30 protein-coding genes and 1 tRNA gene are annotated in these 25854 nt (G+C 68.5%); 11 read left to right on the plus strand and 20 right to left on the minus strand.

Annotation, left to right across the window (positions count from 1 at the left end; all coding sequences use genetic code 11):
- Window positions 1-250: 250 nt before the first annotated feature.
- A complete protein-coding gene (locus GV027_RS10905) occupies window positions 251-1963 on the minus strand; it encodes an acyl-CoA dehydrogenase (protein ID WP_159511892.1) in 1713 nt (570 codons plus the stop codon).
- 46 nt (window positions 1964-2009) lie between these two features.
- Between GV027_RS10905 and GV027_RS10910 the strand changes: the two genes are divergently transcribed.
- On the plus strand, window positions 2010-3014 hold the full coding sequence (locus tag GV027_RS10910; RefSeq protein WP_159511893.1) for an L-threonylcarbamoyladenylate synthase: 1005 nt from the start codon (window positions 2010-2012) through the stop codon (window positions 3012-3014).
- Window positions 3015-3102: 88 nt separating this feature from the next.
- Here the strand turns inward: GV027_RS10910 and msrA are convergent, their stop codons facing one another.
- Window positions 3103-3645, minus strand: coding sequence for a peptide-methionine (S)-S-oxide reductase MsrA (gene msrA, locus GV027_RS10915; RefSeq protein ID WP_159511894.1), 543 nt, complete (start codon window positions 3643-3645; stop codon window positions 3103-3105).
- Window positions 3646-3737: 92 nt separating this feature from the next.
- On the opposite strand from msrA, the gene galE reads away from it, so the two are divergent.
- Complete coding sequence (gene galE / locus GV027_RS10920; protein WP_107930795.1) at window positions 3738-4718, plus strand: UDP-glucose 4-epimerase GalE; 981 nt, start codon at window positions 3738-3740, stop codon at window positions 4716-4718.
- Window positions 4719-4730: 12 nt separating this feature from the next.
- On the opposite strand, the gene GV027_RS10925 is transcribed toward galE, so the two are convergent.
- From GV027_RS10925 to folK, 5 genes are all read right to left on the minus strand, one after another.
- Window positions 4731-5483, minus strand: coding sequence for a phosphatase PAP2 family protein (locus tag GV027_RS10925; protein WP_159511895.1), 753 nt, complete (start codon window positions 5481-5483; stop codon window positions 4731-4733).
- A gap of 6 nt (window positions 5484-5489) precedes the next feature.
- Window positions 5490-5759: a DUF1488 family protein gene (locus tag GV027_RS10930; RefSeq protein WP_031395725.1), complete on the minus strand. Its 270-nt coding sequence runs from the start codon at window positions 5757-5759 to the stop codon at window positions 5490-5492.
- Between the two features lie 175 nt (window positions 5760-5934).
- The gene (locus GV027_RS10935; RefSeq protein ID WP_107930800.1) at window positions 5935-6354 is read right to left on the minus strand and encodes an HIRAN domain-containing protein; all 420 of its coding nucleotides are present in this window, start codon (window positions 6352-6354) and stop codon (window positions 5935-5937) included.
- An 87-nt stretch (window positions 6355-6441) separates the two neighbouring features.
- Window positions 6442-6517: transfer RNA gene (locus tag GV027_RS10940), tRNA-Lys, on the minus strand.
- Between the two features lie 19 nt (window positions 6518-6536).
- Window positions 6537-7013 carry a 2-amino-4-hydroxy-6-hydroxymethyldihydropteridine diphosphokinase gene (gene folK / locus GV027_RS10945; protein ID WP_159511896.1) on the minus strand — a complete coding sequence of 159 codons (477 nt, stop codon included), beginning with the start codon at window positions 7011-7013 and terminating at the stop codon, window positions 6537-6539.
- Window positions 7014-7035: 22 nt separating this feature from the next.
- On the opposite strand from folK, the gene GV027_RS10950 reads away from it, so the two are divergent.
- Window positions 7036-7707 (plus strand): uracil-DNA glycosylase, encoded by a 672-nt coding sequence (locus tag GV027_RS10950; protein WP_159511897.1) that lies wholly within the window; start codon window positions 7036-7038, stop codon window positions 7705-7707.
- A 6-nt stretch (window positions 7708-7713) separates the two neighbouring features.
- On the opposite strand, the gene aguB is transcribed toward GV027_RS10950, so the two are convergent.
- Genes aguB through GV027_RS10970 form a run of 4 tightly spaced genes read right to left on the minus strand, consistent with a single transcriptional unit; the run spans window position 7714 to window position 11533 of the window.
- Window positions 7714-8574: an N-carbamoylputrescine amidase gene (gene aguB / locus GV027_RS10955; RefSeq protein ID WP_159511898.1), complete on the minus strand. Its 861-nt coding sequence runs from the start codon at window positions 8572-8574 to the stop codon at window positions 7714-7716.
- 8 nt (window positions 8575-8582) lie between these two features.
- Window positions 8583-8933: a DUF3147 family protein gene (locus GV027_RS10960; RefSeq protein WP_159511899.1), complete on the minus strand. Its 351-nt coding sequence runs from the start codon at window positions 8931-8933 to the stop codon at window positions 8583-8585.
- On the minus strand, window positions 8933-9901 hold the full coding sequence (locus GV027_RS10965; RefSeq protein ID WP_037529911.1) for an agmatine deiminase family protein: 969 nt from the start codon (window positions 9899-9901) through the stop codon (window positions 8933-8935). Before GV027_RS10965 ends, GV027_RS10960 begins: the two co-directional genes overlap by 1 nt.
- Window positions 9902-11533: a M28 family peptidase gene (locus GV027_RS10970; protein WP_159511900.1), complete on the minus strand. Its 1632-nt coding sequence runs from the start codon at window positions 11531-11533 to the stop codon at window positions 9902-9904.
- 187 nt (window positions 11534-11720) lie between these two features.
- Between GV027_RS10970 and GV027_RS10975 the strand changes: the two genes are divergently transcribed.
- Complete coding sequence (locus tag GV027_RS10975) at window positions 11721-13715, plus strand: alpha/beta hydrolase family protein (RefSeq protein WP_236559177.1); 1995 nt, start codon at window positions 11721-11723, stop codon at window positions 13713-13715.
- Window positions 13716-13833: 118 nt separating this feature from the next.
- On the opposite strand, the gene rpsD is transcribed toward GV027_RS10975, so the two are convergent.
- On the minus strand, window positions 13834-14448 hold the full coding sequence (gene rpsD / locus GV027_RS10980) for a 30S ribosomal protein S4 (RefSeq protein ID WP_107930814.1): 615 nt from the start codon (window positions 14446-14448) through the stop codon (window positions 13834-13836).
- A gap of 192 nt (window positions 14449-14640) precedes the next feature.
- Between rpsD and GV027_RS10985 the strand changes: the two genes are divergently transcribed.
- Window positions 14641-14940 (plus strand): chorismate mutase, encoded by a 300-nt coding sequence (locus GV027_RS10985; protein WP_031394943.1) that lies wholly within the window; start codon window positions 14641-14643, stop codon window positions 14938-14940.
- 265 nt (window positions 14941-15205) lie between these two features.
- Here the strand turns inward: GV027_RS10985 and GV027_RS10990 are convergent, their stop codons facing one another.
- From GV027_RS10990 to rpiB, 5 genes are all read right to left on the minus strand, one after another.
- Entirely contained in the window at window positions 15206-16342 is a 1137-nt protein-coding gene (locus GV027_RS10990; protein WP_159511901.1) for a TrmH family RNA methyltransferase, read from the minus strand.
- A gap of 148 nt (window positions 16343-16490) precedes the next feature.
- Window positions 16491-16955 (minus strand): transcriptional regulator NrdR, encoded by a 465-nt coding sequence (nrdR, locus tag GV027_RS10995; RefSeq protein WP_056053297.1) that lies wholly within the window; start codon window positions 16953-16955, stop codon window positions 16491-16493.
- Complete coding sequence (locus GV027_RS11000) at window positions 16956-17135, minus strand: hypothetical protein (protein WP_031394946.1); 180 nt, start codon at window positions 17133-17135, stop codon at window positions 16956-16958. It abuts the gene before it with no gap.
- Between the two features lie 5 nt (window positions 17136-17140).
- A complete protein-coding gene (locus tag GV027_RS11005; RefSeq protein ID WP_159511902.1) occupies window positions 17141-18451 on the minus strand; it encodes a serine hydroxymethyltransferase in 1311 nt (436 codons plus the stop codon).
- Window positions 18448-18882: a ribose 5-phosphate isomerase B gene (gene rpiB / locus GV027_RS11010; RefSeq protein ID WP_159511903.1), complete on the minus strand. Its 435-nt coding sequence runs from the start codon at window positions 18880-18882 to the stop codon at window positions 18448-18450. Before rpiB ends, GV027_RS11005 begins: the two co-directional genes overlap by 4 nt.
- A gap of 161 nt (window positions 18883-19043) precedes the next feature.
- On the opposite strand from rpiB, the gene GV027_RS11015 reads away from it, so the two are divergent.
- The 4 genes from GV027_RS11015 to GV027_RS11030 are packed head-to-tail and all read left to right on the plus strand — an operon-like array spanning window position 19044 to window position 21228.
- Complete coding sequence (locus GV027_RS11015) at window positions 19044-19472, plus strand: hypothetical protein (RefSeq protein ID WP_159511904.1); 429 nt, start codon at window positions 19044-19046, stop codon at window positions 19470-19472.
- A gap of 10 nt (window positions 19473-19482) precedes the next feature.
- A complete protein-coding gene (locus tag GV027_RS11020) occupies window positions 19483-20052 on the plus strand; it encodes a sigma-70 family RNA polymerase sigma factor (RefSeq protein WP_031441039.1) in 570 nt (189 codons plus the stop codon).
- The gene (locus GV027_RS11025) at window positions 20045-20764 is read left to right on the plus strand and encodes an anti-sigma factor (RefSeq protein ID WP_236559178.1); all 720 of its coding nucleotides are present in this window, start codon (window positions 20045-20047) and stop codon (window positions 20762-20764) included. The genes GV027_RS11020 and GV027_RS11025 overlap by 8 nt, the downstream gene beginning before the upstream one ends.
- Window positions 20764-21228, plus strand: a complete 465-nt coding sequence (locus GV027_RS11030; protein WP_107045449.1) for a DUF3429 domain-containing protein — start codon at window positions 20764-20766, stop codon at window positions 21226-21228. Before GV027_RS11025 ends, GV027_RS11030 begins: the two co-directional genes overlap by 1 nt.
- An 11-nt stretch (window positions 21229-21239) precedes the next feature.
- On the opposite strand, the gene hemA is transcribed toward GV027_RS11030, so the two are convergent.
- The gene (hemA, locus tag GV027_RS11035; RefSeq protein ID WP_042466797.1) at window positions 21240-22502 is read right to left on the minus strand and encodes a 5-aminolevulinate synthase; all 1263 of its coding nucleotides are present in this window, start codon (window positions 22500-22502) and stop codon (window positions 21240-21242) included.
- Window positions 22503-22638: 136 nt separating this feature from the next.
- Complete coding sequence (gene murI / locus GV027_RS11040) at window positions 22639-23433, minus strand: glutamate racemase (protein WP_159511905.1); 795 nt, start codon at window positions 23431-23433, stop codon at window positions 22639-22641.
- Window positions 23434-23720: 287 nt separating this feature from the next.
- Here murI and plsY point away from each other — a divergent pair, with 287 nt between their 5' ends.
- Window positions 23721-24338, plus strand: a complete 618-nt coding sequence (gene plsY, locus GV027_RS11045; protein ID WP_159511906.1) for a glycerol-3-phosphate 1-O-acyltransferase PlsY — start codon at window positions 23721-23723, stop codon at window positions 24336-24338.
- Window positions 24331-25467: a DNA-processing protein DprA gene (gene dprA / locus GV027_RS11050; RefSeq protein WP_159511907.1), complete on the plus strand. Its 1137-nt coding sequence runs from the start codon at window positions 24331-24333 to the stop codon at window positions 25465-25467. The genes plsY and dprA overlap by 8 nt, the downstream gene beginning before the upstream one ends.
- On the opposite strand, the gene GV027_RS11055 is transcribed toward dprA, so the two are convergent.
- On the minus strand, window positions 25436-25702 hold the full coding sequence (locus GV027_RS11055) for a hypothetical protein (RefSeq protein ID WP_159511908.1): 267 nt from the start codon (window positions 25700-25702) through the stop codon (window positions 25436-25438). The genes dprA and GV027_RS11055 overlap by 32 nt on opposite strands.
- Window positions 25703-25854: the final 152 nt, after the last annotated feature.

Raw genomic sequence — 25854 nt, forward strand, 5'->3', positions numbered from 1 at the left:
GCCCCTCGCCTCCGTCGCCGTCCCGTCCCTCACCCCTCACCCCCGCCGTTCGTGCTGAGCGAAGTCGAAGCACCTGGGCTTGGGGCAGCCCTTCGACTGCGCTCAGGGCGAACGGGAGGGGGGCGGACGTAAGCAGGGTGTGCGCACCAGCCCCCTCCGTCATCCTGGGCTCGACCCAGGATCCAGAGCCACGGACGCCCGGATGCGTGGCTCTGGATCCTGACTTTCGTCAGGATGACGGGAGGGGGGGTTACGCCGCGAAGAGCGCCGGTTCGATCGCGTAGAGCACCGCCGCGCTGGCGCTGGCGGCGGCGACGAGGCCCATGGCTTCGGGGACGATCTGCTCGAGGTAGAAGCGCACCGAGGCTGCCTTCATGCGTCCGAAATCGTCGGTGCCGGCGACCGCACCCTGGCGTTCCATCAGCCAGCCGCAGGTCGCTACCGACAGCATCGTCAGGAAGGGGTAGCTCGCGGCGAGCTTGTCGTCGGCGTCCGCGGTGGCGAGCCGGCGGCCGATCGCGTCGCAGGCGCCGACGAGCGCGAGCAGCCGCTCGTCCCTGGCTTCCGCGCGGATGTCGGCGATCAGCGTGGCGAACGCGCCGCCATTGTCGAGCGCGAGCTTGCGGCCGACCAGATCGGCGGCCTGGATGCCGTTGGTGCCTTCGTAGATCGGCGTGATGCGCGCATCGCGGAAATACTGCGCGGCACCGGTTTCCTCGACATAGCCCATGCCGCCGTGCACCTGGATGCCGAGCGAGGCGACTTCGTTGCCGATGTCGGTGCCGTGCGCCTTGGCCAGCGGGGTGACGAGTTCGAGGCGGTTGCGCGCCGCGGCGTCGCCCATATTGGCGCGGTCGACCTGCCCGGCGGCATAATAGACGAGCGCGCGCGCCGCCTGGGTCTGCGCCTTCATCCGCAACAGCATGCGGCGGACGTCGGGATGCTCGACGATCTTGACCGACTCCTTGTTCGGCGAGCCCGCGCGCGCCGACTGGACGCGGTCGAGCGCATAGGCGACCGCGCCCTGAGTCGCGCCCTCCGCGACCTGGACGCCCTGAAGCCCGACATTGAGCCGCGCATTGTTCATCATCGTGAACATCGCGCGGATGCCGCCGAGTTCCGCACCGATCAACTCGCCGACACAATCGTCATTGTCGCCGAAGCTGAGCACGCAGGTGGGGGACGCATGGAGCCCCATCTTGTGCTCGATCGAGACGACGCGGACGTCGTTGAAGTCGCCCGGCGTGCCGTCGTCGTTCAGGCGGTATTTCGGCACGAGGAAGAGCGAAATGCCCTTGGTACCCGCGGGGGCGCCGGGTGTCCGCGCGAGGACGAGGTGGACGATGTTCGGCGCCATGTCGTGATCGCCGAACGAGATGTAGATCTTGGTACCCTTGATCGACCATTTGCCGTCACCCAGCGGGGTGGCGGTGGCGCGCAGCGCGCCGACGTCGGAGCCGGCCTGCGGCTCGGTCAGGTTCATCGTGCCGGTCCATTCGCCGGTCGCGAGATGCGGGAGGTAGAGCGCCTGCTGCTCCGGGCTGCCGTGATGCGCGAGCGCCTCGATCGCGCCGACGGTCAGCGTCGGGCAGAGCGCGAAGCCCATGTTCGCGCTGCCCAGCGTGTCGAGCACCGCGGTCTGGATCGCAAAGGGCAGGCCCTGCCCGCCCCATTCCTCCTCGACGCCGATCGTGCCCCAGCCGCCCTCGACATAGTCCTTGTACGCCTGCGCGAAACCGTCGGGCATGACGACGCCGTCGGGGGTCCATTTCGCGCCGACAGTGTCCCCTGCGCGGTTGAGCGGCGCCCATTCGCCCGCGGCGAACTGTCCCACGCCTTCGAGCACCGCGTCGACGACGTCGTCGCTGGCGGCGGCGAACCGGTCGGTGGCGGCGAGTTCGCCGATCCGCACGACGTGATCGAGCACGAAACGCTGTTCGGTGGTTGCTGGGGTGAAGGCCATGGCATCCTCTTATCGCTATGCTTTGCGCCCGCTATAGGCCTTCAGAATGACGCGTCCACACCCCCTGATTTTACCCTACGGCACCGCGGCGGTCGCGCAGGCGGCGGCGGTGATTCGCGCCGGCGGACTCGTCGCGGTGCCGACCGAGACGGTCTACGGACTCGCCGCGGATGCGACCGACGCGCAGGCGGTGGCGGGGATCTATGCGGCCAAGGGGCGGCCGAGCTTCAACCCGCTGATCGTTCATGTCGCCGATCTCGCCGCGGCCGAACGGATCGCGGTGTTCGATGCGGATGCGCGCGCGCTGGCCGCGGCGTTCTGGCCGGGGCCGCTGACGCTGGTGCTGCCGGTGCGCAGCGATTCGGGGATCGCCGCGCTGGTGACCGCGGGGCTCGACACGATCGCGATCCGGGTGCCGCGGCACCGGGCGATGCAGGCGCTGATCGCAGCATCGGGGCGGCCGCTCGCGGCACCGTCGGCCAATGCGAGCGGGGGGATCTCGCCGACGACGGCGGCGCATGTCGCGGCGAGTCTGGGGGGGAACGTGCCGCTGATCCTCGACGATGGCGCAACCGAGGCGGGGCTCGAGTCGACGATCGTGGCGGGGCGGACGGTGTTGCGGCCGGGGCCGGTGACGGCGGACGCGCTTCTAGAACACCTCCCCGGCGGAGGCCGGGGCCCAGGTGGAAAGGTCGCTGTAACGGAGGGCGACGTGCACCACGATCGTCCCCCAACTGGGCCCCGGCCTTCGCCGGGGGGGCGTGCGGTTACGGCGCCCGGGCAGCTTGAAAGCCATTATGCGCCGAGCAAGTTGCTTCGGTTGAACGCGCTCGATGCCGAGGCCGACGAGTGGCTGATCGGGTTCGGGGCGATTGCAGGGGATGTCTCGCTGTCGACGTCAGGCGACCTCGTCGAAGCGGCGGCGAAGCTGTTCGACCTGCTCCACGCTGCCGATGCGAACGACCGTCCGAGAATCGCCGTCGCGCCCATTCCGTCCGAAGGCATCGGCGAGGCGATCAACGACCGCCTGCGCCGCGCCGCGCACCGCTGACCTGTTCCCCCGCGCAGGCGGGGGTCCAGGAGTCGCGTTGGCATCCGGTATTTAGCTGGACCCCCGCGTCCGCGGGGGAACGGCACCGTTACGCGCTCACCGCGGCCTTCGACCGTGCGGCGAAGCTCTTGCGGAGCTTCTGCAGCTTGGGGGGGATCACCGCCATGCAATAGGGGTTGGAGCGGCCTGAGGTTTCCCAATAATCCTGGTGATAGCCTTCGGCCTCGTACCAGGTGGTCATCGGCTCGATCGTCGTGACGATCGGCTTGGCGCTGTCCGCCTGTGCACGCTCGAGCGCGGCCTGCATCTCGACCTTCTGCGCGTCGTCGGCGGGGAACATTGCCGAGCGATATTGCGTGCCGACGTCGTTGCCCTGCCGGTTGAGCGTCGTCGCGTCATGCGTCGCGAAGAAGATGTCGAGCAGGTCGCCAAGCTTCAGCTGTTCGGGATCAAAGCCGATCCGGATCGCCTCGGCATGGCCGGTATCGCCGCCGCATACCTGTTTGTACGTCGGATCAGGCACATGCCCGCCGATATAGCCGCTCTCGGCGCTCTCGACGCCGATCACGTCCTTGAACACGGCCTCGGTGCACCAGAAGCACCCGCCCGCCAGCGTTACATAATCCGTCATCACGATCTCCTTTCCGCCAAGATAGGAAGCCGCTACCCCGCAACAAAGAGGAGACGCATGTGATCGACGGTCCAAGGCTTGATGGCAGGGTGATGGTAACGGGCGGCGCCGGCTATATCGGCAGCCATGCGGTCCTGGCGCTGCTCGACGCGGGGCATGAGGTGGTCGTGGTCGACAATCTGGTCACCGGCTTCGACTGGGCGGTTGATCCCCGCGCGACGCTGGTCGAGGCGAACGTTGCCGACGATGCGAAGGTCCGCGCGGCGATCCGCGATCACAAGGTCCGTGCGATCATGCATTTCGCAGGCTCGGTCGTGGTGCCCGAATCGGTCAGCGACCCGCTCAAATATTACCGCAACAACACCGCCGCGAGCCGGTCGCTGATCGAGAGCGCGGTGGCGGAAGGCGTGCCGCACTTCATCTTCTCGTCGACCGCGGCGACCTATGGCACGCCCGAAAAGGTGCCGGTCGCGGAGGGCGATCCGACGGTGCCGATCAATCCCTACGGCATGTCGAAGCTGATGACCGAGGCGATGCTGCGCGACGTCGCGGCGGCGCACCCGATCAACTATGCCGCGCTGCGCTACTTCAACGTCGCGGGCGCGGATCCGCAGGGGCGCAGCGGCCAGTCGACGGTCGGCGCGACTCACCTGATCAAGATCGCGGTCGAGGCGGCGACGGGCAAGCGCAGCCATGTCGGCGTCTATGGCACCGATTTCGCCACCCCCGACGGCACCGGCGTGCGCGACTATATCCATGTCAGCGACCTTGCCGCCGCGCATGTCGCGGCGCTCGACCTACTGGTCGCCGAGCCGGCGAAGAGCCATACGCTCAACGCGGGTTATGGCACGGGCTTCTCGGTGCTCGAGGTGCTGGATGCGGTCGACAAGGTCACCAACATGACGATCGACCGCCGTCTCGAGGGGCGTCGCGCGGGCGATCCGGCGATGCTGATCTCGGACAACAGCGCGATCCTTTCGACGCTCGACTGGACGCCGCGCCATGCCGATCTCGACGGGATCGTCCGCGATGCGCTGGCCTGGGAACGCACGCTCGCCGAGCGCCAGCGCTAGGAACAGGCCCGATCAGGCGTCGGCGGGCGGGCGGCCAAAGGCGTGGCGCTCGCCGCCGATCGCCGCCCGGGCGCGCGCGGTGGCGAGCCACCAACCGAGCGCCCACAGCGTTCCGAAGCTCCACCCGGCGAGCACGTCGCTCGGCCAGTGGACGCCGAGATAGACGCGGCTGCATCCGATCGCCCCGACCATCACGATCGCCATGACGAGGATGTAGCGCCGCGCTGCATTCGACACGGTGACCTGCGATGCGAGCCCGGCGAGCGTGAGATAGACGATCGCGCTGTTCGCCGAATGCCCGCTCGGGAAACTCATGTTCGACACCTGGACCAGATGGTCGACGATGTCGGGTCGCGGCCGGGCGACCTCGGTCTTGACCAGCGCGACGACCATCCCGCCGCTGATACTGGCGGCGAGCGTCGCCGCCGCGCTGAGCCAGAGTCGCTGGACCGCGAGCAGCCCCGCCGCCAGCACCACGATGATCGTCAGCACGACGCCGCCGCCGAGCGCGGTGACGTCGGCGGCGACCTTGGGCAGCCAGGACGGTCCGCCCCAGGCGCGCAGGTTGAGGATGATCGCGCGGTCGAAGTCGAACGGCCAGTGGCCGACCGCAAGACCGATCAGCAGGACGAGCGCGATCGCGACCGCGCCGACCGATGCGCCCGCGAGCACCACCGGCAGACGACGGCGATGCGCCTCGCCCGGGGTGGCGACGCCGGGCCTCACGCTGCGATCACCCTCGCCACGGCCGGCCGACGCCGTCATGCGGAATTATTCCAGATCGCCCTCGTCGATGACGATGAGCGATGCGGATGGCTTCTTCATCGCGGCTTCGGCGCAGACGTCGACGATCTCGTCGCTGAAACGCTCGAACAGCTCGAGCGCGTCGTCCTCGGGCTCGTCGCCGCTGAGTTCCTTCAGCACGGCATATTTCACCGCGAAATCACGGTCGTCGCCGTCGATCTCGGCGGTGAACTCGACCTGCCGCTCGCGGTCGTTGTCGGTAAGGCTGTTCTGGTCGATTACGAGGCTGCTGGCCATGTCTTGAACTCCCGGGGTTACGCGATCGTCCCTGCCCTCGCCCCTCGTGCAGGGCAAGCCGGTAAAACGCGTTTTGCGCTTCGCCGATACAGGGTTGGTCAGGCAGCGATAACCCGTGAGCCCGGCCTTCGATCCGGGAAAGGTCCACGCTGCGGTGTTTCACCACGCCCAGCGATCAGGCGCCCCATTCGGGCCCGTCCTCGTCGCGGTAGAAGCCGTCGTCGCGGTCGGGTTCGGGCGGGGGTGGCGGCGGGCCGGGATCGGCGATCGGCGGCGGCAGCGAAGGGTCGCCCCCGCCGAAGCGGATGCGGATATAGGCACCGCCCTGATGCATCGCCTGGAACAGCGCGCTCGTCTCCTCGGCCTGCAGCCGCCGGCCGATCATCGGCGCGCGTTCGGCGCTGATATAGCCGAGCTGGATGTCGCGTTCGCTCCACACGCCGACCGCATTCGAATCATGCGGATTCTTCGGTTCGCGGCGCAAGGTCACGCGGTCGCCCGGCGCACAGAGCAGGATTTCCATCCGCCGGTTGCTCCTGGTCTTGTCCGCATTGGGGAAGTCGATGCCGACGATCGAGGTGGTGAATTCGTCCATCGCACGACGATGCGCGCGCCGGCGCGGCCGATCAAGCGGTGCGAATGGGGGGGCGAATCGGGGGCTTGCGAGAGGAGGAGGTGCCGATGGTGGGTCCGCCGGGGCTCGAACCCGGGACCTCTCGATTAAAAGTCGCTTGCTCTACCAACTGAGCTACGGACCCGTACATCGGCTGCGAGCCACTAGGGGCGCAGCCGCGGTCGGTCAACCTTGTGCGCGAGATGGCGGACGCTTTGCCCGGTCAGCGGGTCGCGCCAGCGCGGCGCGATGCGCGCGAGCGGTGCCAGCACGAAGCCGCGGTCCCGGTAGGCGGCGTGCGGCACGTTCAGCCCCGGCCCCCGCCAAGCACCCCCCGACCACAGGATGATGTCGAGATCGATCACCCGCGATCCCCAGCGGCGCCCGCGCCGCCGCCCGAACGCGGTCTCGATTCGCTTCAGCCGCGCGAGCAGCACGGGCGGCGAGTCGCGCGTCTCGATCAGCGCGACCGCATTGGCATAGCGGCGGATCGACGGCCCGAGCGGCGCGCTCGCGATGATTGGCGACACGGCGACGACACCGCCGACCGCGGCCAGCGCGGCGCGGATCGTCGCGGCGGGCGCGCCGTGGATCCCGCGCCGATTCGAGCCGAGCGCGATCGCATAGGTTGTCCGCTCCATCCGACCCGCCTAACGCACCGCGATGAACTTCGCACCCTCCCCGCTGCCCGAAACCGAGCCGCCGCACGACTGTCCCAATTGCCCGCGCCTCGTCGCCTTTCGCAACGAACTGCGCGCCGAATTCCCGACCTGGTGGAACGCGCCCGTCCCCGCGTTCGGCGATCCCGATGCGTGGCTTGGCATCATCGGCCTCGCGCCCGGCAAGCACGGTGCCAACCGCACCGGCCGCCCGTTCACCGGCGATTTCGCGGGGCAGCTGCTCTACGACACGCTCGGCAAGTTCGGGCTGGCAGACGGCGTCTTCGCGGCGAAACCCGATGACGGGTTGAAGCTCAACGGCGCGATCATCATCAACGCGGTCAAGTGCCTGCCGCCGCAGAACAAGCCGACCCCGGAGGAAATCCGGACCTGCCGCCCGTTCGTCGAATCACAGCTCGCCGAACTGCCCAAGGCACGGATCTTCATCGCACTCGGCCAGATCGCGCACCAGACCAGCGTCAAGCTGCTCGGCGGACGCCTGCCCAAGGCGAAGTTCGGCCATCTCGCCGAGCATGTCATGCCCGACGGCCGCATCCTGATCGATAGCTATCACTGCTCGCGCTACAACCAGAACACCCGCGTCCTGACCCCCGAAATGTTCGAGGCAGTCTTCGCACGGGCGCTGGAATTGCGGCGCAGCATCGCCGCAGGATAAGCTGCGTCAGACGTCAGCGACCAGCCGTCCGTAAAGCTCAGGTCGCCGGTCGCGGAAGAAGCCGAAGGCGGCGCGGTGGCGCTTGACGATGTCGAGGTCGATCGTCGCGGTGATCACGCCCTCATCGTCGCGGCCGAGTTCGGCGAGGATATCGCCGCGCTCGTCGGCGATGAAGCTGGTGCCGTAGAAGGTCTGGCCATGCTCGACGCCGACGCGGTTGGCGGCGACGATCGGGACGACGTTGCTGACCGCATGCCCGACCATCGCACGCCGCCACAGCCGCGCTGTGTCGAGGCTGGTGTCGTGCGGCTCGCTGCCGATCGCGGTCGGGTAGAACAGGACCTCGGCGCCCATCAGCATCATCGCGCGCGCGGTCTCGGGATACCATTGGTCCCAGCAGACACCGACGCCAAGCGTCGAGCGGCCCTGCGCCGCGGCATGCGGCCAGACCTTGAAGCCGGTATTGCCGGGGCGGAAATAGAATTTTTCCTCATAGCCCGGGCCGTCAGGGATGTGGCTCTTGCGATAGACGCCCTGCACCTCGCCGTCGGGGCCGATCATCGCGAGGCTGTTATAGTGATGCGGGCCATCGGCTTCGAAGAAGCTGGTCGGGATCGTGACCTTGAGCGCCTCGGCGAGCGCCTGCATCGCGAGCACCGCCTTGTGCTCGCCGACGGGGGCGGCGTTGGCGAACAGGCCCTCGTCCTCGACGCGGCAGAAATATTCGCCCTCGAACAATTCGGGCGGCAGGATCACCTGCGCGCCACGCGCCGCAGCTTCGCGGACCAGCCGCGAGACATTGGCGATGTTCTTGTCGATATCGGCAGTGAAACCGAGCTGGAGCGCGGCGACGGTGATCTCGGTCATGCGAATTCCTATAGCGTCACGCCGAAGCGCGCCGCGATTGCGACGACCGCGAGATAGAGAAGGATCGTCAGGACGCAACCGGCAGCGAGCGAAAGCCAGAAGCCGACGCCGTGCCGCAACAGCGCCGGAATCAGCAGGAACATCGGCAGCGACGGCAGCACGTACCAGAAGGTCGCCTCGGCATGCGCGGCCAGCCGGACGCGGTCACCGGTGTCGTGCCACAGCCAGATCATGCCGAGCACCGACAGCAGCGGCAGCGACGCGACCAGCGCCCCTGCCGCCGGACTCCGCCGGGCAACCAGCGCGATCAGCGCGACGATGATCCCGGACAGGACCGCGCGGACCGCGAAGGCGAGCATCAGCCGGGGATTTGCTGGCTGATGCAGTGGAAGCTGCCGCCGCCGGTCAGGATATGATCCGCACGCTGCCCAACGACCTGACGATCGGGGAAGATCGCCTGGATTGCCGCGACCGCGGCGTCGTCATTCTCCGCGCCGTAGAGCGGCACGACGACGGCGGCATTGCCGATGTAGAAGTTCATGTAGCTGGCCGGCACGATCTCCTCGTCGCGCAGCACGCGGCCGGGCGACGGGATGCCGACCACCGTCAGGCCGGCACGTTCCGCATCGCGCTTCGCGAGTTGATAGACCTGCCAGTTGGGGTCGTTCTCGGCTGCCTCGGGGATCGCGACGCGACCCTCGCCGACGAAGCGCGCGAGATTGTCGACATGGCCGTCGGTATGGTCGTTGACGAGCCCGTCGCCGAGCCACACGACCTGGCTGAAGCCGAGGTCGGACTTCAGCCGCGCCTCGATCCCCGCCTTGTCGAGGTCGGGGTTGCGGTTGCGGTTGAGCAGGCACTGTTCGGTCGTGACGACCACGCCGGTGCCGTCGCCATCGACCGCGCCGCCTTCGAGCACCCAGTCGAACGCCGCGAGCGTCTTGCCGCGGCTCTCGGCCAGACGGCGGCCGATCGTGTCGTCGCCGGGCAGGTCGTATTTGCCGCCCCAGCCGTTGAACACGAACTGGTGCGCGGTGCCGTCGCCGACGATGATCGGCGCGGTGTCGCGCAGCCAGATGTCGCCGAACGGCTCGACCACGACCTCGGCGAACGGCGCGAGCCGGCGCGCGGTCCGCGCCGAGCCCTCGTCCGCGGCAACCAGGATCACCGTCTCGCCCTTACCGTCGGCATGGACTGCGGACGCAAAGGCGACCACCTCGTCACGCGCGGGTTCGAGATCGTCGAGCCACAGATCGGCATGGCTCGGAAAGCCGATCCACACGGCCTTGTGATGCGCCCATTCGGCGGGCGGGGGGAGTGTCGTCACTTACTTGGCTCCTGCGCGATCTTTGTCGCGGATGTTGCGGAATTCGGCGGTCTTGTACCAGTTGGGCCACAGCGCGGTGTCGTCGGCGAGCTTGCGGCCAAGCCCGTAATAGATCGTCAGATCCTCGACCGCACCCGACCAGTCCCATGCGGCGTCATATTCGTCCGCGGGCTTGTGATAGCGGTTGGCAACATAGTCCTCGCGCGCGGCATGACCCGCCGCGGTGCCGCCGACGACGAGGTCCTCGCCGCTGCCGCCGTCGAGCATCGGCACGCCAAGCTTGGCGAAGCTGAAATGATCCGAGCGATAATAGCCGCCGCGTTCGGGGTTCGCCTCGACGCCGATCACGCGGCCCTGCGCGGCGACGAACGGCTTGACCAGATCCTCGATCTCCGACTTGCCCGCCCCCGTCAGCACGAAGTCCTTCACGCGGCCGTCGACGTTCAGCACGTCCATGTTCACGCCGCCGACCGTCCGCGCGAGCGGATAGATGGGATGTTCGGCATAATAGCGCGAGCCGAGCAGCCCCGATTCCTCCGCGGTCACCGCGAGGAACGCGAGCGAGCGCTTCGCCGGGCCGGCCTTCACATGCGCCTGTGCGAGCGCGATCAGTCCCGCGGTGCCCGTCGCATTGTCCGCCGCGCCGTTGCAGATGTCGTCGCCACCCACCGCATCGCAGCGGCCGAGATGATCCCAGTGCGCCGAATACAGCACGTAATCGTCCGGTGCGGTCGTCCCCGGCAGCACGCCGATGACGTTCTTCGACGCCTGGCGCCGGATCGTGTTGGCAAAGCCGGTCGACAGCTTGAGGCCGAGCGGTACCGCCTTGAAGCCCTTCACCTTGGCCGCCGCGGCGAGCGCGGCATAGTCCTTGCCCGCACTCGCGAAGACGCGTTCGGCGGCAGGCTTCTGCATCCAGCCGATCACCTGCGACTGGTCGAGATGATCGCCCTTCTCGTCGAGTTCGAGCTGCGGCCCGGTCCAGGACGACTGCACCACCGCCCAGGGATAGGCCGCGGGTTCGGTGTCATGGACGATGATCGCCGCGGCCGCGCCGTGCTTGGCCGCATTCTCGAACTTGTAGGGCCAACGACCATACCAGGTCATCGCGCGGCCCTCGAACGGGCCTTCGCGGCCCATTGTCTGCCAGTCGGCGTCGTTGATGAGGATGACGACGGTCTTCCCCTTCACGTCGACGCCGGCATAATCGTCCCAGCCCTTTTCGGGCGCGGTGATCCCGTAGCCGACGAACACGACGTCGCTGTTCGTCACGGTCGACGTCGGCGCGACGCGGTAGGTGCCCGCGACCATGTCGGTGCGATAGGCGAGACTGACGGGTGCGGTGCCGCCGGTGAAGACGAACGGCCGGACGTCCTTGGCGGTGATCTCGACCATCGGCACGTCCTGCGTCCAGCTGCCCTTGTTGCCGGGTTTCAGCCCCGCGGCCTTCATCTGCGCGACGAGATAGGCGACGGTCTTCGCTTCGCCCGGCGTGGTCGGCGCGCGGCCTTCATAGGCATCCGACGACAGCGTCTGCGTGACGGTCTTGAGCGTTTCGACCGAGATGGCGGGCGCGGTCTGCGCCGAGGTGGCGGTGCCGAGAAGGAGCAAGGGCAGAAGGGCAGCGCGCATAGGGATCTCCCGAGTTACTGCCGCGCGTTCTGGCAGCGTGCCCCCCGCCGCGCAAGGCATGCGCCACCCCCGCGGTGGTCGCCTCGGTCCCCGTCCCCGGTCCGGTGCAAATTGGACGAAAGTGCGCGTTTGTCATCGCATGCGGCGTTGCTAGGTTACGTAGCGGGGCTTGGTTCGGGGGATAAGAATGCGGTTGCGATCGATGATGCGCGTGCGCGCGGGCATGGCGCTGTGCGTGGGGATTTCGACGACGGCGGGCGCCGCGGACCCGGCCGGGCCGATGGCGGCGGCGTTCGGCGCGCGCGAGGCGGTCCAGCAGATGAGCCTGTCGCCCGACGGGACGCATGTCGCGATGATCGTACCCGTTCGCGGGCACGGTGCCGCGCTGCGGATCGCGAACATGACCACGGGCGAGGTGGCACAGCCGATCCTGTCCGCGGCGGGGGATCCCGAAACGCTGACCTCCTGTCGATGGTCCACCGACATCCGCGTGATCTGCCAGATCCGGACCGCGTCGAAGAGCAGTTTCGGGCTGATCGGCTTCAGCCGGACGGTCGCGATCAATCGCGACGGCAGCGCGATGAAGATGCTCAGCGCCCGCACCAACGACCGTTCGCTCGGCATGATGCAGGACGGCGGCAGCGTGATCGACTGGACCGCCGACGGCGTCGCCGGCGCGGTGCTGATGACGCGCAGCTTCGTGCCCGAGATGACGACCGGGATGCAGACCGCGAGCAGCGGCGAGGGCCTGGGCGTCGAACGGATCGACAGCGTCACGCTCGCACGGCGGACGATCGAGGCGCCGCGCGGGACGGCGGACGAGTATATCAGCGACGGTCGAGGCATGGTGCGGATCATGGGGCTGCGCAGCCGAAGCAACTCCGGCTACGAAACCGGGCGGACCGACTATCTGTACCGGAAGCCCGGCGATCGCGCCTGGTTGCCGCTGAGCCGGCTGGAGGGCGATCAGAACGGTACCGGGTTCAATCCCTATGCCGTCGATCCGGCGCTCAACATCGCCTATGGCTTTGACGACAAGGATGGCCGCCAGGCGCTGTTCAAGGTCGCGCTGGACGGCACGCTCAAGCGCGAGCTCGTGCTGGCCCACCCCGATGTCGATGTCGACGGCCTGATCCGCATCGGCCGGCAGAGCCGCGTGGTCGGTGCCACCTATGCGACCGATCGGCGCGAGGTGGCGTTCTTCGATCCTGCGCTGCGCGCGCTGGCGGCGTCGCTCAACGCGGCGCTGCCGGGGAAGCCGATCGTGACGTTCATCGATGCCAGTGCGGATGAGAACACGCTGCTGCTGTTCGCGGGCAGCGACGTCGATCCCGGCCGCTATTACCTGCTCGACCGCAAGACCCGGAAAATGGGCGAGGTGATGCCGGCGCGCGCGCAGCTCGCCGGCATCCCGCTCGGCAGCGTCAAGCCGATCAGCTTTCGCGCGGCCGACGGGACAATGATCCCGGGCTATCTGACGCTGCCCGCCGGCAGCAGCGGCAAGGGGTTGCCCGCGATTGTGATGCCGCATGGCGGGCCGGGCGCGCGCGACGAATGGGGGTTCGACTGGCTCCCGCAATTCTTCGCCGCGCGCGGCTTTGCCGTGCTTCAGCCCAATTTCCGCGGCTCGACGGGCTATGGCTCGGCCTGGTTCCAGAAGAACGGCTTCCAGTCGTGGCGCACCGCGATCGGCGATGTCGACGATGCCGGCCGCTGGCTGGTCGCACAGGGAATTGCCGCGCCCGCCACGCTGGCGATCGTCGGCTGGTCCTATGGCGGCTATGCCGCGCTGCAATCGGCGGTCACCGAACCCGGGCTGTTCAAGGCGATCGTCGCGGTCGCGCCGGTGACCGATCTCGATGCATTTCGCGAGGAAGCGCGCGGGTTTACCAGTTATACGATGGTCGACGCCTTTATCGGTCGCGGTCCGCACGTCCAGGCGGGATCGCCCGCGCGCCATGCCGACCGGATCACCGCGCCCGTCCTGATGTTCCACGGCGACCGCGACCGAAATGTCGGCATCGACGAATCGCGGCTGATGGCATCGAGGCTGAAGGGGGCGGGCGGCAAGGTCGAGCTCGTCGAATTCCCCGGTCTCGATCACCAGCTGGACGACGATGGTGCGCGTACCCTGATGCTTGCCAAGGCGGATGCATTTCTCCGCAACGCGATGGGGATGTAGCGCAACGAAAAAGGGCGGCCCCGGAGGACCGCCCTTTTCCTTTTTCGAACCGCGCCGTGGCGGGGCCACGTCGTCGGACGTCGCCTGCGCGACGCCGGCCGGTCTCGCGTTGCTCGACTTAGCGCGAATAGAACTCGACGACGAGGTTCGGTTCCATCTTCACCGGGTAGGGCACTTCGTCGAGCGTGGGCACGCGCGTGAAGGTGACCTTGGCGGCGCCGTCGGTGGCGACATAGTCGGGGATCTCGCGCTCGGCGAGGGTCTGGGCTTCCATCACCAGCGCCATCTCCTGCGCCTTCGAACCCAGCGTGATCTCGTCACCGACGAAGCAGCGACGCGATGCGACGTTGCACTTCACGCCGTTGACGCGGATGTGGCCGTGCGAAACGATCTGGCGGGCCGCGAAGATCGTCGGCGCGAACTTGGCGCGATAGACGATCATGTCGAGACGCTGCTCGAGCAGGCCGATCAGGTTCTGGCTGGTATCGCCCTTCATGCGTGCGGCTTCGAAATAGCAGGCGCGGAACTGCTTCTCGGTCACGTCGCCGTAATAGCCCTTGAGCTTCTGCTTGGCGCGCAGCTGGATACCGAAGTCGCTGACCTTGCCCTTGCGGCGCTGGCCGTGCTGGCCGGGGCCGTATTCACGCTTGTTGACCGGCGACTTGGGGCGACCCCAGATGTTCTCGCCCATACGGCGATCGAGTTTGTACTTTGCGCTCTGACGCTTCGACATAGTATAACCTTTGCAAATGCAAACAACGTTGGTCCCGGTATCGCTCTGCTGGTCGTCATAGGACCCAAGGGTCCGGACAAGGCAGGGCCACCGCTTCACCGGGGTGCAGGGCCATTGCGAAGGCGGGCGCCTAGACGCCGCGCCTGCCAGAGTCAAGCTGGACAGCGTGCGGGCTGCTCGGCAAGAGGCGGCATGACCATCCTATCCGGCCCCGACTGTACCACCATGACCGAGGTCCGCGCGGGCGTCGACGCGCTCGACCGCGAGCTCGTCGCGCTGCTGGCCAGACGCTTTGCCTATATGGACGCCGCCGCGCGCATCAAGCCCGAGCGGGGGCATGTGCGCGACGAGGCGCGCAAGACTCAGGTGATCGAGAATGCGCGGGCCGAGGCCGCGCGGCTGGGGTTGCCTGACGCGGCGATCGCGGATCTGTGGGAGGGGCTGGTCGAGGCGTCGATCGCGTATGAGCTGGCGGCGTTCGACCGGCGCTAAGTCTTCCCGCGTACGTCCTCTCCTACCCCGTTCGTGCTGAGCGTAGTCGAAGCACCTGCGCTTGGGGCATGCCCTTCGACTTCGCTCCGGGCGAACGGGGGGGGGTAGGGAGACGCGACGGGGGCGACGGCAATGCAACCGCCCCCTCCCCACCCCGTTCGTGCTGAGCGAAGTCGAAGCACCTTCGCTCGGGGCACACCCTTCGACTTCGCTCAGGGCGAACGGGGGGTAGGAGAACGGGCCCGAAGGCACCTCTCGCCCCCCGTCAGGCCCTGGGCTTCTTCCCTGCCAGCGACGAGAGCACGCCGCGCATCGTGCGGATTTCCTGGCTCGACCAGCCGGGCTTGGTCAGCAGCGTGCGCAGCGTGCGGCGCGTCGTCTGGATCTTGTCGGGCGGATAGAAGAAGCCCGCGCCCATCAGCATCGTGTCGAGTTGGCCGATCATCCCGTCGAGCTCCTCCTGCGGCGCGGGCGGCATGATCGGGTTGATCGAGGGCTGGCTGAGCTCGCGCTCCGCGGTCAGCCCCTTCGACCATTCATAGGCGACCAGGATCACCGCCTGGGCGAGGTTGAGCGACCCGAATTCGGGGTTGATCGGCACGGTGATGATCGTCCGCGCGACCGCGACGTCGTCGGTTTCTAGCCCTGAGCGCTCGGGTCCGAACAGGATGGCGGAGCGGCCGGGGGCGGCGTGGATCTCGGTCGCGGCTTGTTCGGGGGTCATGACGGGCTTGGTGACGCCGCGTTTGCGGACCGTTGTCGCGAAGACCTGTGCGCAGTCGGCGGTGGCGGCGGCGACGCTGTCATAGACCTTGGCGTTTTGCAGGACGATGTCGGCACCGCTCGCGGCGGGGCCAGCCGACGGGTTGGGCCAGCCGTCGCGCGGGGAGACGAGGCGCATCTCGACAAGCCCGAAGTTGAGCATCGCGCGCGCGGCCTTGCCGATGTTTTCGCCGAGCTGGGGGCGGACTAGGATTATGACGGGGGGTGGGGTTGGGTCCGCCAAGGTGCTTCGACTTCGCTCAGCACGAACGGGGGGAGGGCGTGAGGCATCAACGCCGGATGGTGGTGCGGCACCCTCCTCTTCCTCCGTTCGCCCTGAGCGCAGTCGAAGGGCACGCTCACGCGGGGGGATCGCCGCATCGTGCAGATCCGCCCAATCGCCCCGCGAGAGCGCCTCTTTCTTGCGCCGCGACCAGCTTTTGACCTGGAACTCGGCCGCGAGGGCCTCCTGTCGGGAGGGGAAGTCCTGGCTCCACATCAGCTCGACCGGGCGGCGCGTCTGTGTGTAGCCGGCCACCTCGCCGAGGTTGTGTTGGCCGATCCGGCGTTCGAGATCGTCCGTATGTCCGGTGTAATAACTGTCGTCGGCGCAGCGCACCATATAGGCCCAGAATGTCATGGCCGGGGCTTACGCGGTGGCGTGGTGGTCAAACAAGTCCTTCGACTTCGCTCAGGACGAACGGAGTGGGGGTGGCGTACCTCCCATCTTTCCGTTCGCCCTGAGCGAAGTCGAAGGGCCCCCGCCAGGGACCCGACCGACGGGCGGATCACTCCGCCCGCCCGACCTCCTCGACACTCCCGGCAAACGCCTCGAAGTCCTTCGCCTCGCTGAAGTCCCGGTACACGCTCGCAAACCGGATATACGCGACCGAATCGAGCCCCTTGAGCCCGTCCATAACCATCTCGCCGATCCGCTTCGACGTAACGTCGTTCTCGCCCAGCGTCTCGAGCCGGCGCTGGATGCCGCTCACGAGCTTCTCGATCCGTCCCGGCTCGATCGCGCGTTTGCGCGTCGCGATCGAGAGCGAGCGGAGCAGCTTCTCGCGGTCGAACGGCTCCCTGCGGCCCTCGCTTTTCAGTACGAACAGTTCGCGCAGCTGGATGCGCTCGAACGTCGTGAAACGCGCGGCGCAGCCTTCGCATTGGCGCCGACGCCGGATCGCCGCCCCGTCTTCGGTGGGGCGGCTGTCCTTGACCTGGCTGTCTTCATGTCCGCAAAAGGGGCAGCGCATTCAGACCTTCTTCTTGCCCTTGTAATAGGCATAGCCCGCGCCCGCGAGTGCGCCGAAGATCGGGCCGATCACCGGCACCGGGATCGCGACGACCGCGCCGAGTGCGCTCCACTTGGCCATGCTCTTGCCGAGACCCGGGGTCGCCTTGATGTCGTTCTGGATGTCATCGATCTTCGACATGCTCGTTATCCTTGATAGATGGGGAAGCGCGCGCACAGCGTGCGAACACGCGTCCGAACGTCCGCCTCGACCTGCGGGTCCCCATGCTCGCCCTTTTTCGCGAGCCCGTCCAGCACGTCGGCGACCATGTTGCCGATCTCGCGGAACTCGGCGGGGCCAAAGCCGCGCGTCGTGCCGGCAGGGGTGCCGACGCGGATGCCGCTGGTCTTCATCGGCGGCAACGGGTCGTTGGGGATGCCGTTCTTGTTGCAGGTGATCCCTGCACGCTCGAGCGCCTCGTCCGCATCGCGACCGGTGATGCCGAGCGGGGTGAGGTCGATCAGCGCGAGATGCGTGTCGGTGCCGCCCGAAACGACGTCCGAGCCACGCTCCTTGAGCGTCGCCGCGAGCACCTTCGCATTCTCGACGACGGCGGCGATATAGCTCTTGAAGTCGGGCTGGAGCGCCTCGCCGAACGCGACCGCCTTGGCTGCGATCACGTGCATCAGCGGCCCGCCCTGAAGCCCCGGGAACACCGCCGAGTTGATCTTCTTCGCGATGGCCTCGTCGTTGGTCATGATCATGCCGCCGCGCGGACCGCGCAGCGTCTTGTGCGTGGTCGTGGTCACGACATGCGCGTGACCGAACGGTGTCGGGTGAAGCCCCGCCGCGACGATCCCGGCGAAATGCGCCATGTCGACCATGAAATAGGCGCCGACCTTGTCCGCGATCGCGCGGAAGCGGGCGAAGTCGATGACGCGCGGATAGGCCGAGCCGCCCGCGATGATCAGCTTCGGCTGATGCTCGACCGCCAGCGCCTCGACCTGGTCATAGTCGATCAGGTGCGTGGTGGCGTCGACGCCGTACTGGATCGCGTTGAACCACTTGCCCGACTGGGCGGGCTTGGCGCCGTGGGTCAGATGGCCGCCGGCATCGAGGCTCATGCCGAGGATCGTGTCGCCGGGCTTGACCAAAGCGAGCATCACCGCGCCGTTCGCCTGCGCGCCCGAATGCGGCTGGACGTTGACGAAGCCGCAACCGAAGATCTGCTTGGCGCGCTCGATCGCGAGCGTCTCGACCGTGTCCGACGGCGCGCAGCCCTGGTAATAGCGCTTGCCCGGATAGCCTTCCGCATATTTGTTGGTGAAGACCGAGCCCTGCGCCTCGAGCACCGCCTTGGAGACGATGTTCTCGCTCGCGATCAGCTCGATCTGGGTCTGCTCGCGCTCGAGCTCCGCCTCGACGCCGGCGAAGACGGCGGCATCGGCATCGGCGAGGCCGCGGGTGAAGAAGCCGTCCGGCTGGACGTCATGGAGCGTATTGGGCTGGGTGCTCATGCGGGGACCTTTAGCTTGTCGACACGGAGTTGATGACGGCCGCCGGCGAAATCGGCGGTCAGGAAGGCTTCGACGCAGGCCTTGGCCATTTCCTCACCGATCAGGCGGGCGCCCATCGCGATGGCATTGGCGTCGTTATGGATGCGTGCAAGACTCGCCGACAGCGGCTCGGAAACGAGCGCACAGCGGCAGGCGGGATTGCGGTTGGCGGCGATCGAGATGCCGATGCCCGATCCGCACAGCGCGATCCCGCGTTCCGCGCGACCGTCGGCGATCGCCGAGGCGAGCTTGAACCCGTAATCGGGATAATCGACGCTTGCGGTGCCTTCGGGGCCAAGGTCGAGCACGTCGTGCCCTGCCTCGCGCAGCCACGCGGCTAGCACCGCTTTCAACGAAACGGCGGCGTGATCGGACGCGATGGCGATGCGCACCTGGCGTAATCCTGTGACGGGGGATCGGGTGCCCAGCCCTTTACCGAGCCGAGCCGGGATTTGCCACACCTGTTCGCGAAGGCGGCGCATAGAGCGTGACGATCCTCCGCCGCCAGGGGGAGGATTGCAATGACCGCCCTGCCGCCTGCAAAGAGATCCCCATGAAAGCTCTCGCCCTAACTGCCGCCCTCGTCCTCGCCGCCTGTTCCGGCCCGGCACCCGAGACGCGCGGCGATGCGAGCATGACGTCGGCGGGCGCAACCGAGACAACGCGGCCGGAAAAAGTGGTGGCAGAGCCAACGCGCGACCTGTCCGGGCGGTGGATCGGCGTCGAGGGCATGGTCCTCGACGTGACGCCGGCGGGCGAACCGGGGCAGTTCCGGCTCGCGATGCAGTGGGACCTCGACCACAAGGCGGTGTTCGACGCGCGCGCGGTGGGCGACACGATCGTCTTCACGCGCGACGGCGTGCGCGAGATCCTGCGGCCGACGAACGGCGACGCGACGGGTCTGAAATATCTGGCCGGCAAGACCGATTGCCTGACGGTCAAGACGGGCGAAGGCTATTGTCGCCGCGGATCAACGCGCTAGTGTCGGCCGCGTGACCCTGTCCAAGCCCCAGGCGGATGCCGCCCGCGCCCATCTCTCGAGCGTCCTGATCCGGACCGGCGAGGAAGACCGTGACGCTTTTCGCGAGCTTTATGCGCTGACCCAGGCGAAGCTTTTCGGGATCACCCTGCGTATCTGTGGCAATGCTCAAGCCGCGGAGGATGTGCTGCACGACGTCTATCTCACGATCTGGAAGCGCGCCGGCGGCTGGGAACCCGGTCGTGCGAGCCCGATCACCTGGCTGGCGACGATCGCGCGCAACCGTGCGATCGACTGGCAGCGCGCACAGGGCGTCCGCCGCGCCTCGCCGATCGACGATGCGCCGGACATTGCCGACCCGCAGCCGAGCGCCGAGGCCTTGCTGCTCGACGACGAGGCGACGCGGCGGTTGCACGCCTGTCTCGAGGGTCTGGAGCAGCAGCAGCGCGACGTGATCCGGACCGCGTTCTTCGATGGCGTGACCTATGCCGAGCTCGCGCTGCGTCGCGCGGTGCCGCTCGGGACGATGAAGAGCTGGGTGCGGCGCGGGCTGGCCCGATTGAAGGATTGCCTCGGTGGCTGATCGTGATCCGCTTGCGGGCGAATTCGCCCTGGGCCTGCTCGAGGGCGACGAGCGGGCCGCGGCGGTGCGTCGCCTGCTCGCCGAACCCGGTTTCGCCGCCGATGTCGAATGGTGGCGCACGCAGTTCGCGGCGCTGTTCGACCTGTGGCCCGAGCATGACGCACCACCGCAGCTCGCGGCGCGGGTCGAGACGAGTCTCGACGCCCTCACCCGCCAATCGGGTCGTGCGACCGACGGCGTGACCACGCTCCGCAGCGGGGCGCGGTCGCCTTGGCCGTGGCTGGCGGCGGCGAGCAGCGCGATCGCCGCCTGTCTGCTGCTGTTCATCGCGGTCGAGCCGCGGTCGGCGCCGCCGGTGTCGCAGCCGATTCCGGCGGCGCGGCCGAGCAGCGTGCTCGTCGCGATGCTGGGCGATGCCAAGTCGCCCGTCGCCGCGGTCTACGACCCGGCGACCGGGGCGCTGCGCGTCGCGGCCGGGCCGGGCGTGCCCGATGCGCGTGTCGCGCAGCTCTGGGTGATCGGCGGCGACGGCGTGCCGCATTCGCTCGGGCTGCTCGCCGCGCGGCCGACGGTGCTGGCGCCGCGGGGCGCGGACCGCGGCCGGATCGCGCCGGGCGCGACGCTGGCGATCTCGATCGAACCGCTGGGCGGCTCGCCGACCGGGCTGCCGACCGGTCCGGTCGTCGCGACCGGCGTGGTCGCGCGGGTCTGATGACACCCGCGCCCGCGCCCTCCGGTGGCATTCCACCGATCGCGCGGCTGCTCGGGCTGTCGGGGCTGTTGCCGCAGATCGGCGCGGTCGCGCTGCTGCTCGGCAACGACCCTGCGAGCCGGTTTTCCGCGCTGGCGGTCGCCTATGCCTATGCCGCGCTGATTCTCAGCTTTCTCGGCGGGCTGTGGTGGGGACTTGCCGCGCGCACCGAGGGCGCACCGCGCTGGCTGTGGTTCGCGAGCGTCGCGCCGTCGCTGATCGCGCTGGTGACCGCCTGGCCGTGGATGGTCGGGCTGCGCTGGCCGGGGCCGTCGCTGGTGGTGCTCGGGATCAGCCTGATCGGCGCGCTGCTCGTCGACCGGGCGCTGGTCCGCGCGGGGATCGCGCCGCCGGGGTGGATGGCGCTGCGCGTGCCGCTGTCGCTGGGGCTCGGTGTCCTGACCCTCGCGGCGGCGGCACTATAGGCCGGTCCGGCTCAGGCCGCCTTGCGCAGGTCCAGACGGCTCCAGATCTCGACCAGCGCGTCGGTCAGTTCGCGCATCATCGCCTCGGTATGCGCGGGGCCGGGCGTGAAGCGCAGCCGCTCGGTACCGCGCGGCACGGTCGGATAGTTGATCGGCTGGACGTACACGCCGTATTCGGCGAGCAGCACGTCGCTGATCTTCTTCGCCTTGACCGGATCGCCGACCATCAAGGGCACGATATGCGTGTCGCCGATCATCACCGGCAGCCCGGCATCCTTCAGCATCGCCTTCAGCATCGCGGCCGACGCCTGCTGCCCGTCGCGCTCGACGCTCGACGCCTTCAGATGCCGGACGCTGGCGAGCACGCCCGCGACGAGCACCGGCGACAGCGAGGTCGTGAAGATGAACCCCGGTGCATAGCTGCGGATCACGTCGACGATCGTTCGATCGGCGGCGATATAGCCCCCCATCACGCCGAACGCCTTGCCGAGCGTCCCCTCGAGGATCGTGATCCGGTGCGCGACCTGATCACGTTCGGAAATGCCGCCGCCACGTGCGCCGTACATCCCGACCGCATGGACTTCGTCGCAATAGGTCAGCGCGTTGTAGCGATCGGCGAGATCGCAGATCGCCGAGATCGGCGCGATGTCGCCTTCCATCGAATAGACGCTCTCGAACGCGATCAGCTTCGGCGCGCTCGGGTCCTCGGCGGCGAGCAGCTCCTCGAGATGCGCGAGGTCGTTGTGCCGGAACACGCGCTTCTCGCAGCCCGAATTGCGGATCCCCGCGATCATCGACGCGTGGTTCAGTTCGTCCGAGAAGATGATGCAGCCCGGCAGAACCTTGGCGAGCGTCGCCAGCGTCGCCTCGTTCGAGACATAGCCGCTGGTGAACAGCAAAGCCGCTTCCTTGCCGTGCAGGTCGGCGAGTTCGCCTTCCAGGTCGACATGGTAATGCGTGTTGCCGCCGATGTTGCGCGTGCCGCCGGAGCCGGCACCGACATCGTGCAGCGCCTCTTCCATCGCCGCGATCACCTTGGGGTGCTGGCCCATGGCGAGGTAATCGTTCGAGCACCAGACGGTGATCGGCTTGGGTCCGTTATGCCCGGCAAAGCAGCGTGCGTTCGGAAACGCGCCCTTGTTGCGCAGGATATCGATGAAGACGCGGTAGCGGCCCTCGGCATGGAGGCGGTCGATCGCCTGCGTGAAGACGCGCGAATAATCGACTCGTGGGCCCGCAATGCCGTCGGCCGTCGTGGAGACATCCGTAATCATGACCTGGGGCACTACGCCTCGCTTTCCGTCTTATCCAGCGCAATACCGTTGTTACGGTGATCGCTTTCCTCGTCCTTCTAGAACATTGCCATGCTGCGCGCATGACGCAAGCGGGCATATTGTCCCAAGCCGCGCGTCAGAGCTGCTCCATCCGGGTGAACCCGTGCCGGGCGAGCGCGGGAGCGAGCGCCTGCTCGTCGGGGCCGAGTCGCGTGAAGACCGCGACCCCTGCACCGGCGCCGGCCCAGGACTGACCGTGCATCAGGTGGACGATCCGGCGCGCGATGCCGGGGCCGCCATCGACGAAGCGGATGTCCCGCGCCCCAGCGGCGGCGGCAAGCTCGGGGGCGACCAGCGGAAAATGCGTGCAGGCGTTGACGATCACGTCGATCGCCTCGCCGCCCGCTTGCGCGAACAGGCCGTCGAGGACGGCGGCATAGCGATCGGGCGCGACCGCGCGGCCGTGGAGCTTGGCCTCCGCCATCTCGACCAGCGCCGCCGAGCCGTGGCGCAGGACGGTGCAGTCGGCCGCGAACCGCGCCGCGAGATCGTCGACATAGACCTGGCGCACGGTCGCCTCGGTCCCCAGCACGCCGATCGTCCGCGTCACCGAGAGCGCGGCGGCGGGCTTGATCGCGGGGACGGTGCCGACCACCGGCAGGTCGAGCGCGGCGCGCACCACCGGCAGCGCGATCGTCGACGCGGTGTTGCACGCGATCACGATCAGCCGCGGCCGATACCGCTCCGCCAGCCGCCCGAGCAGCACCGGTACGCGCGCGGCGATCTCCGCCTCGCTCTTGGTGCCATAGGGAAAGCCGGCCGAGTCGGCGGCATAGACGAACGGCGCGTCCGGCAGGGCGGCGCGCGCGGGGCCGACGATCGACAAGCCGCCGACGCCGGAATCGAAGAACAGGATGGGGCGAACGTCCATCACCGCGCCTTAGGCGGTATCGGTGGCGGGTGACAGCCTGGCCGAGTGGGGGGGCGAAGTGGAAGGATGTGCGCGGCTCATCGCGTCGGCCATCCGCGCGCAACCGCCCGTCATCCTGACGAAGGTCAGGATCCAGAGTTACGGGCGTCGTCCTGCGTGGCTCTGGATCCTGACTTTCGTCAGGATGACGGGGTGGAGGTGCCCGGACGCGCCCCGCGACGCCCACGGACGCGGGATTTGCCGTCCGCCGCGGGTCGTTTATAGCGGGACGGAACGGGGGAGCTTTCTTGCAGACGGACATATTCTGGGTCGCGCCAACGCTGTCGCTGGCGCTCGGCTACCTGCTGGGGTCGATCCCGTTCGGCGTCATCCTGACGCGGCTGGGCGGCGCGGGCGATCTGCGGACGATTGGATCGGGCAATATCGGCGCGACCAACGTGCTGCGGACCGGGCGCAAGGGCCTTGCCGCGGCGACGCTGCTGCTCGACATGGCCAAGGGGCTGGTCGCGGTGCTGCTGGTCGCGCATCTGTTTCCCGGCAACGCGCTGCTCGCGGCCGCCGGCGCCTTTATCGGCCATTGCTACCCGGTCTGGCTGCGGTTCCGCGGCGGCAAGGGCGTCGCGACGCTGATGGGAATCGTCGTCGCGCTCCACTGGCCGCTCGGGCTGGTCTATGCGGTGGTGTGGCTCGGCCTGCTCGCCACGCTGCGGATCTCGTCGGTCGCGGGCATCGCCGCGGCGTTCAGCGCACCGCTCGCCGCCGCACTGTTCGGGCGCACGGATCTGGTCCTGCTGCTCCTCGCGCTCGCGCTGATCGTCGGGTGGAAACACCGCGAGAACGTCCAGCGGCTGCTCGCCGGGACCGAGCCGCGGATCGGTGGCACCAGCCGGCCGCGTGGTGGCTGACACCGCGGTCGCCAGACTTCGGCTCATCCGTACGACCGGGATCGGACCGGTCACCTATCGCCAGCTGATCGCGCGCTTCGGCAGCGCGCAGGCCGCGATCGACGCGCTGCCGACGCTGGCCGCACGCGGCGGCGGGCGCGTCCCTCGGGTCGCGGACCGGACGCTGGTCGACCGCGAGATGGCGGCGACGGCGCGGCTCGGCGCCCGCTACCTCTTTGTCGACGACCCCGATTACCCCCGCCTGCTCGCCGAGACCGAGACCGCGCCGCCGGTGCTGATCCTGCGCGGCGACATCGCGCATGCGACACGGCCGTGCATCGCGATGGTCGGCGCGCGCAACGCGTCGGCCGCCGCCTGCCGTTTCGCGCGCGAACTCGCGCATGCGCTGGCCGAGGCGGGCACGACGGTCGTGTCGGGCGTCGCCCGCGGCATCGACACCGCCGCGCATGTCGGTGCGCTCGGGAAGAACGGCACGGGAACCGGATCCGGCGGCACGATCGGCGTGATCGCGAGCGGTATCGACATCGCCTATCCGCCCGACAACGCCGCGCTGCAGGACGCGATCGCCGCGCACGGCCTGTTGCTCGCCGAACAGCCGCCCGGGACCGAACCCAAGGCGCGCAACTTCCCGTCGCGCAACCGCATCATCGCAGGGCTCTCGATCGGGACGGTGGTGGTCGAGGCGGTGCCCAAATCGGGCTCGCTGATCACCGCGCGGCTCGCCGCCGAGCAGGGACGCGAGGTGATGGCGGTGCCCGGCAGCCCGCTCGATCCGCGTGCGCAGGGGTGCAACCTGCTGATCCGCGAGGGGGCGACGCTGGTCCAGTCGGCCGCGGACATTCTGGAACAGATCCGCCCGTTCGACAGCCGCTCGGTCCGCTCGCCCGTCGACGCCTATACCGGGCAGGACACCGGCGGCGGGCATCTCGACGATGCGAGCGAGGCCGACCGGCGCGCGGTTGCCGACCTGCTCGGCCCCGTGCCCGTCGGGGTCGACGAACTCGTCCGCCAGTCGCGCCGGGCGCCCGCGATCGTCCAGCTGATCCTGCTCGAACTCGAACTGGCCGGCCGGCTGGAACGGCATGCGGGCGGGCGGGTCAGCCTGATCTGGGCCGGGTCCGCCGGCTAGGCGCGGCGCCGGTGGTCGCCAGCGCCAGCGCGATCGCCGCGCGCTGTTTCCGGGCGAGCGCGTCCGCATCGTCGCAGGCCCGCTCGATCGTCGCGATCAGTCCGTCGAGTTCGCGCTGGTCGCACTCGATCAGGAGCGGCGTGGTCGTACGCAGCGCGGCCCGCCGCAGCGTCGCGATCCGTCGCGCCAGCACCGCGCATTTGCGTTGCGCGAGGACAAGTGCCGCGGGGGTCATGCGACGCCCGCCGGATCCAACCGGACACTGGTCAACGTCGCGGCGCGGCAGGACGCGCTTTCCCGGTCGGGGGCGGTGCAGCGTGGCAGAGGGCCCTGATATGTCATGCAATCCGCCGAAATAAGCGCCGATCGATGCGATCTTACACCAAC

The sequence above is a fragment of the Sphingomonas sp. T1 genome, from assembly GCF_902506585.1.
Lineage (GTDB): Bacteria > Pseudomonadota > Alphaproteobacteria > Sphingomonadales > Sphingomonadaceae > Sphingomonas > Sphingomonas aerolata.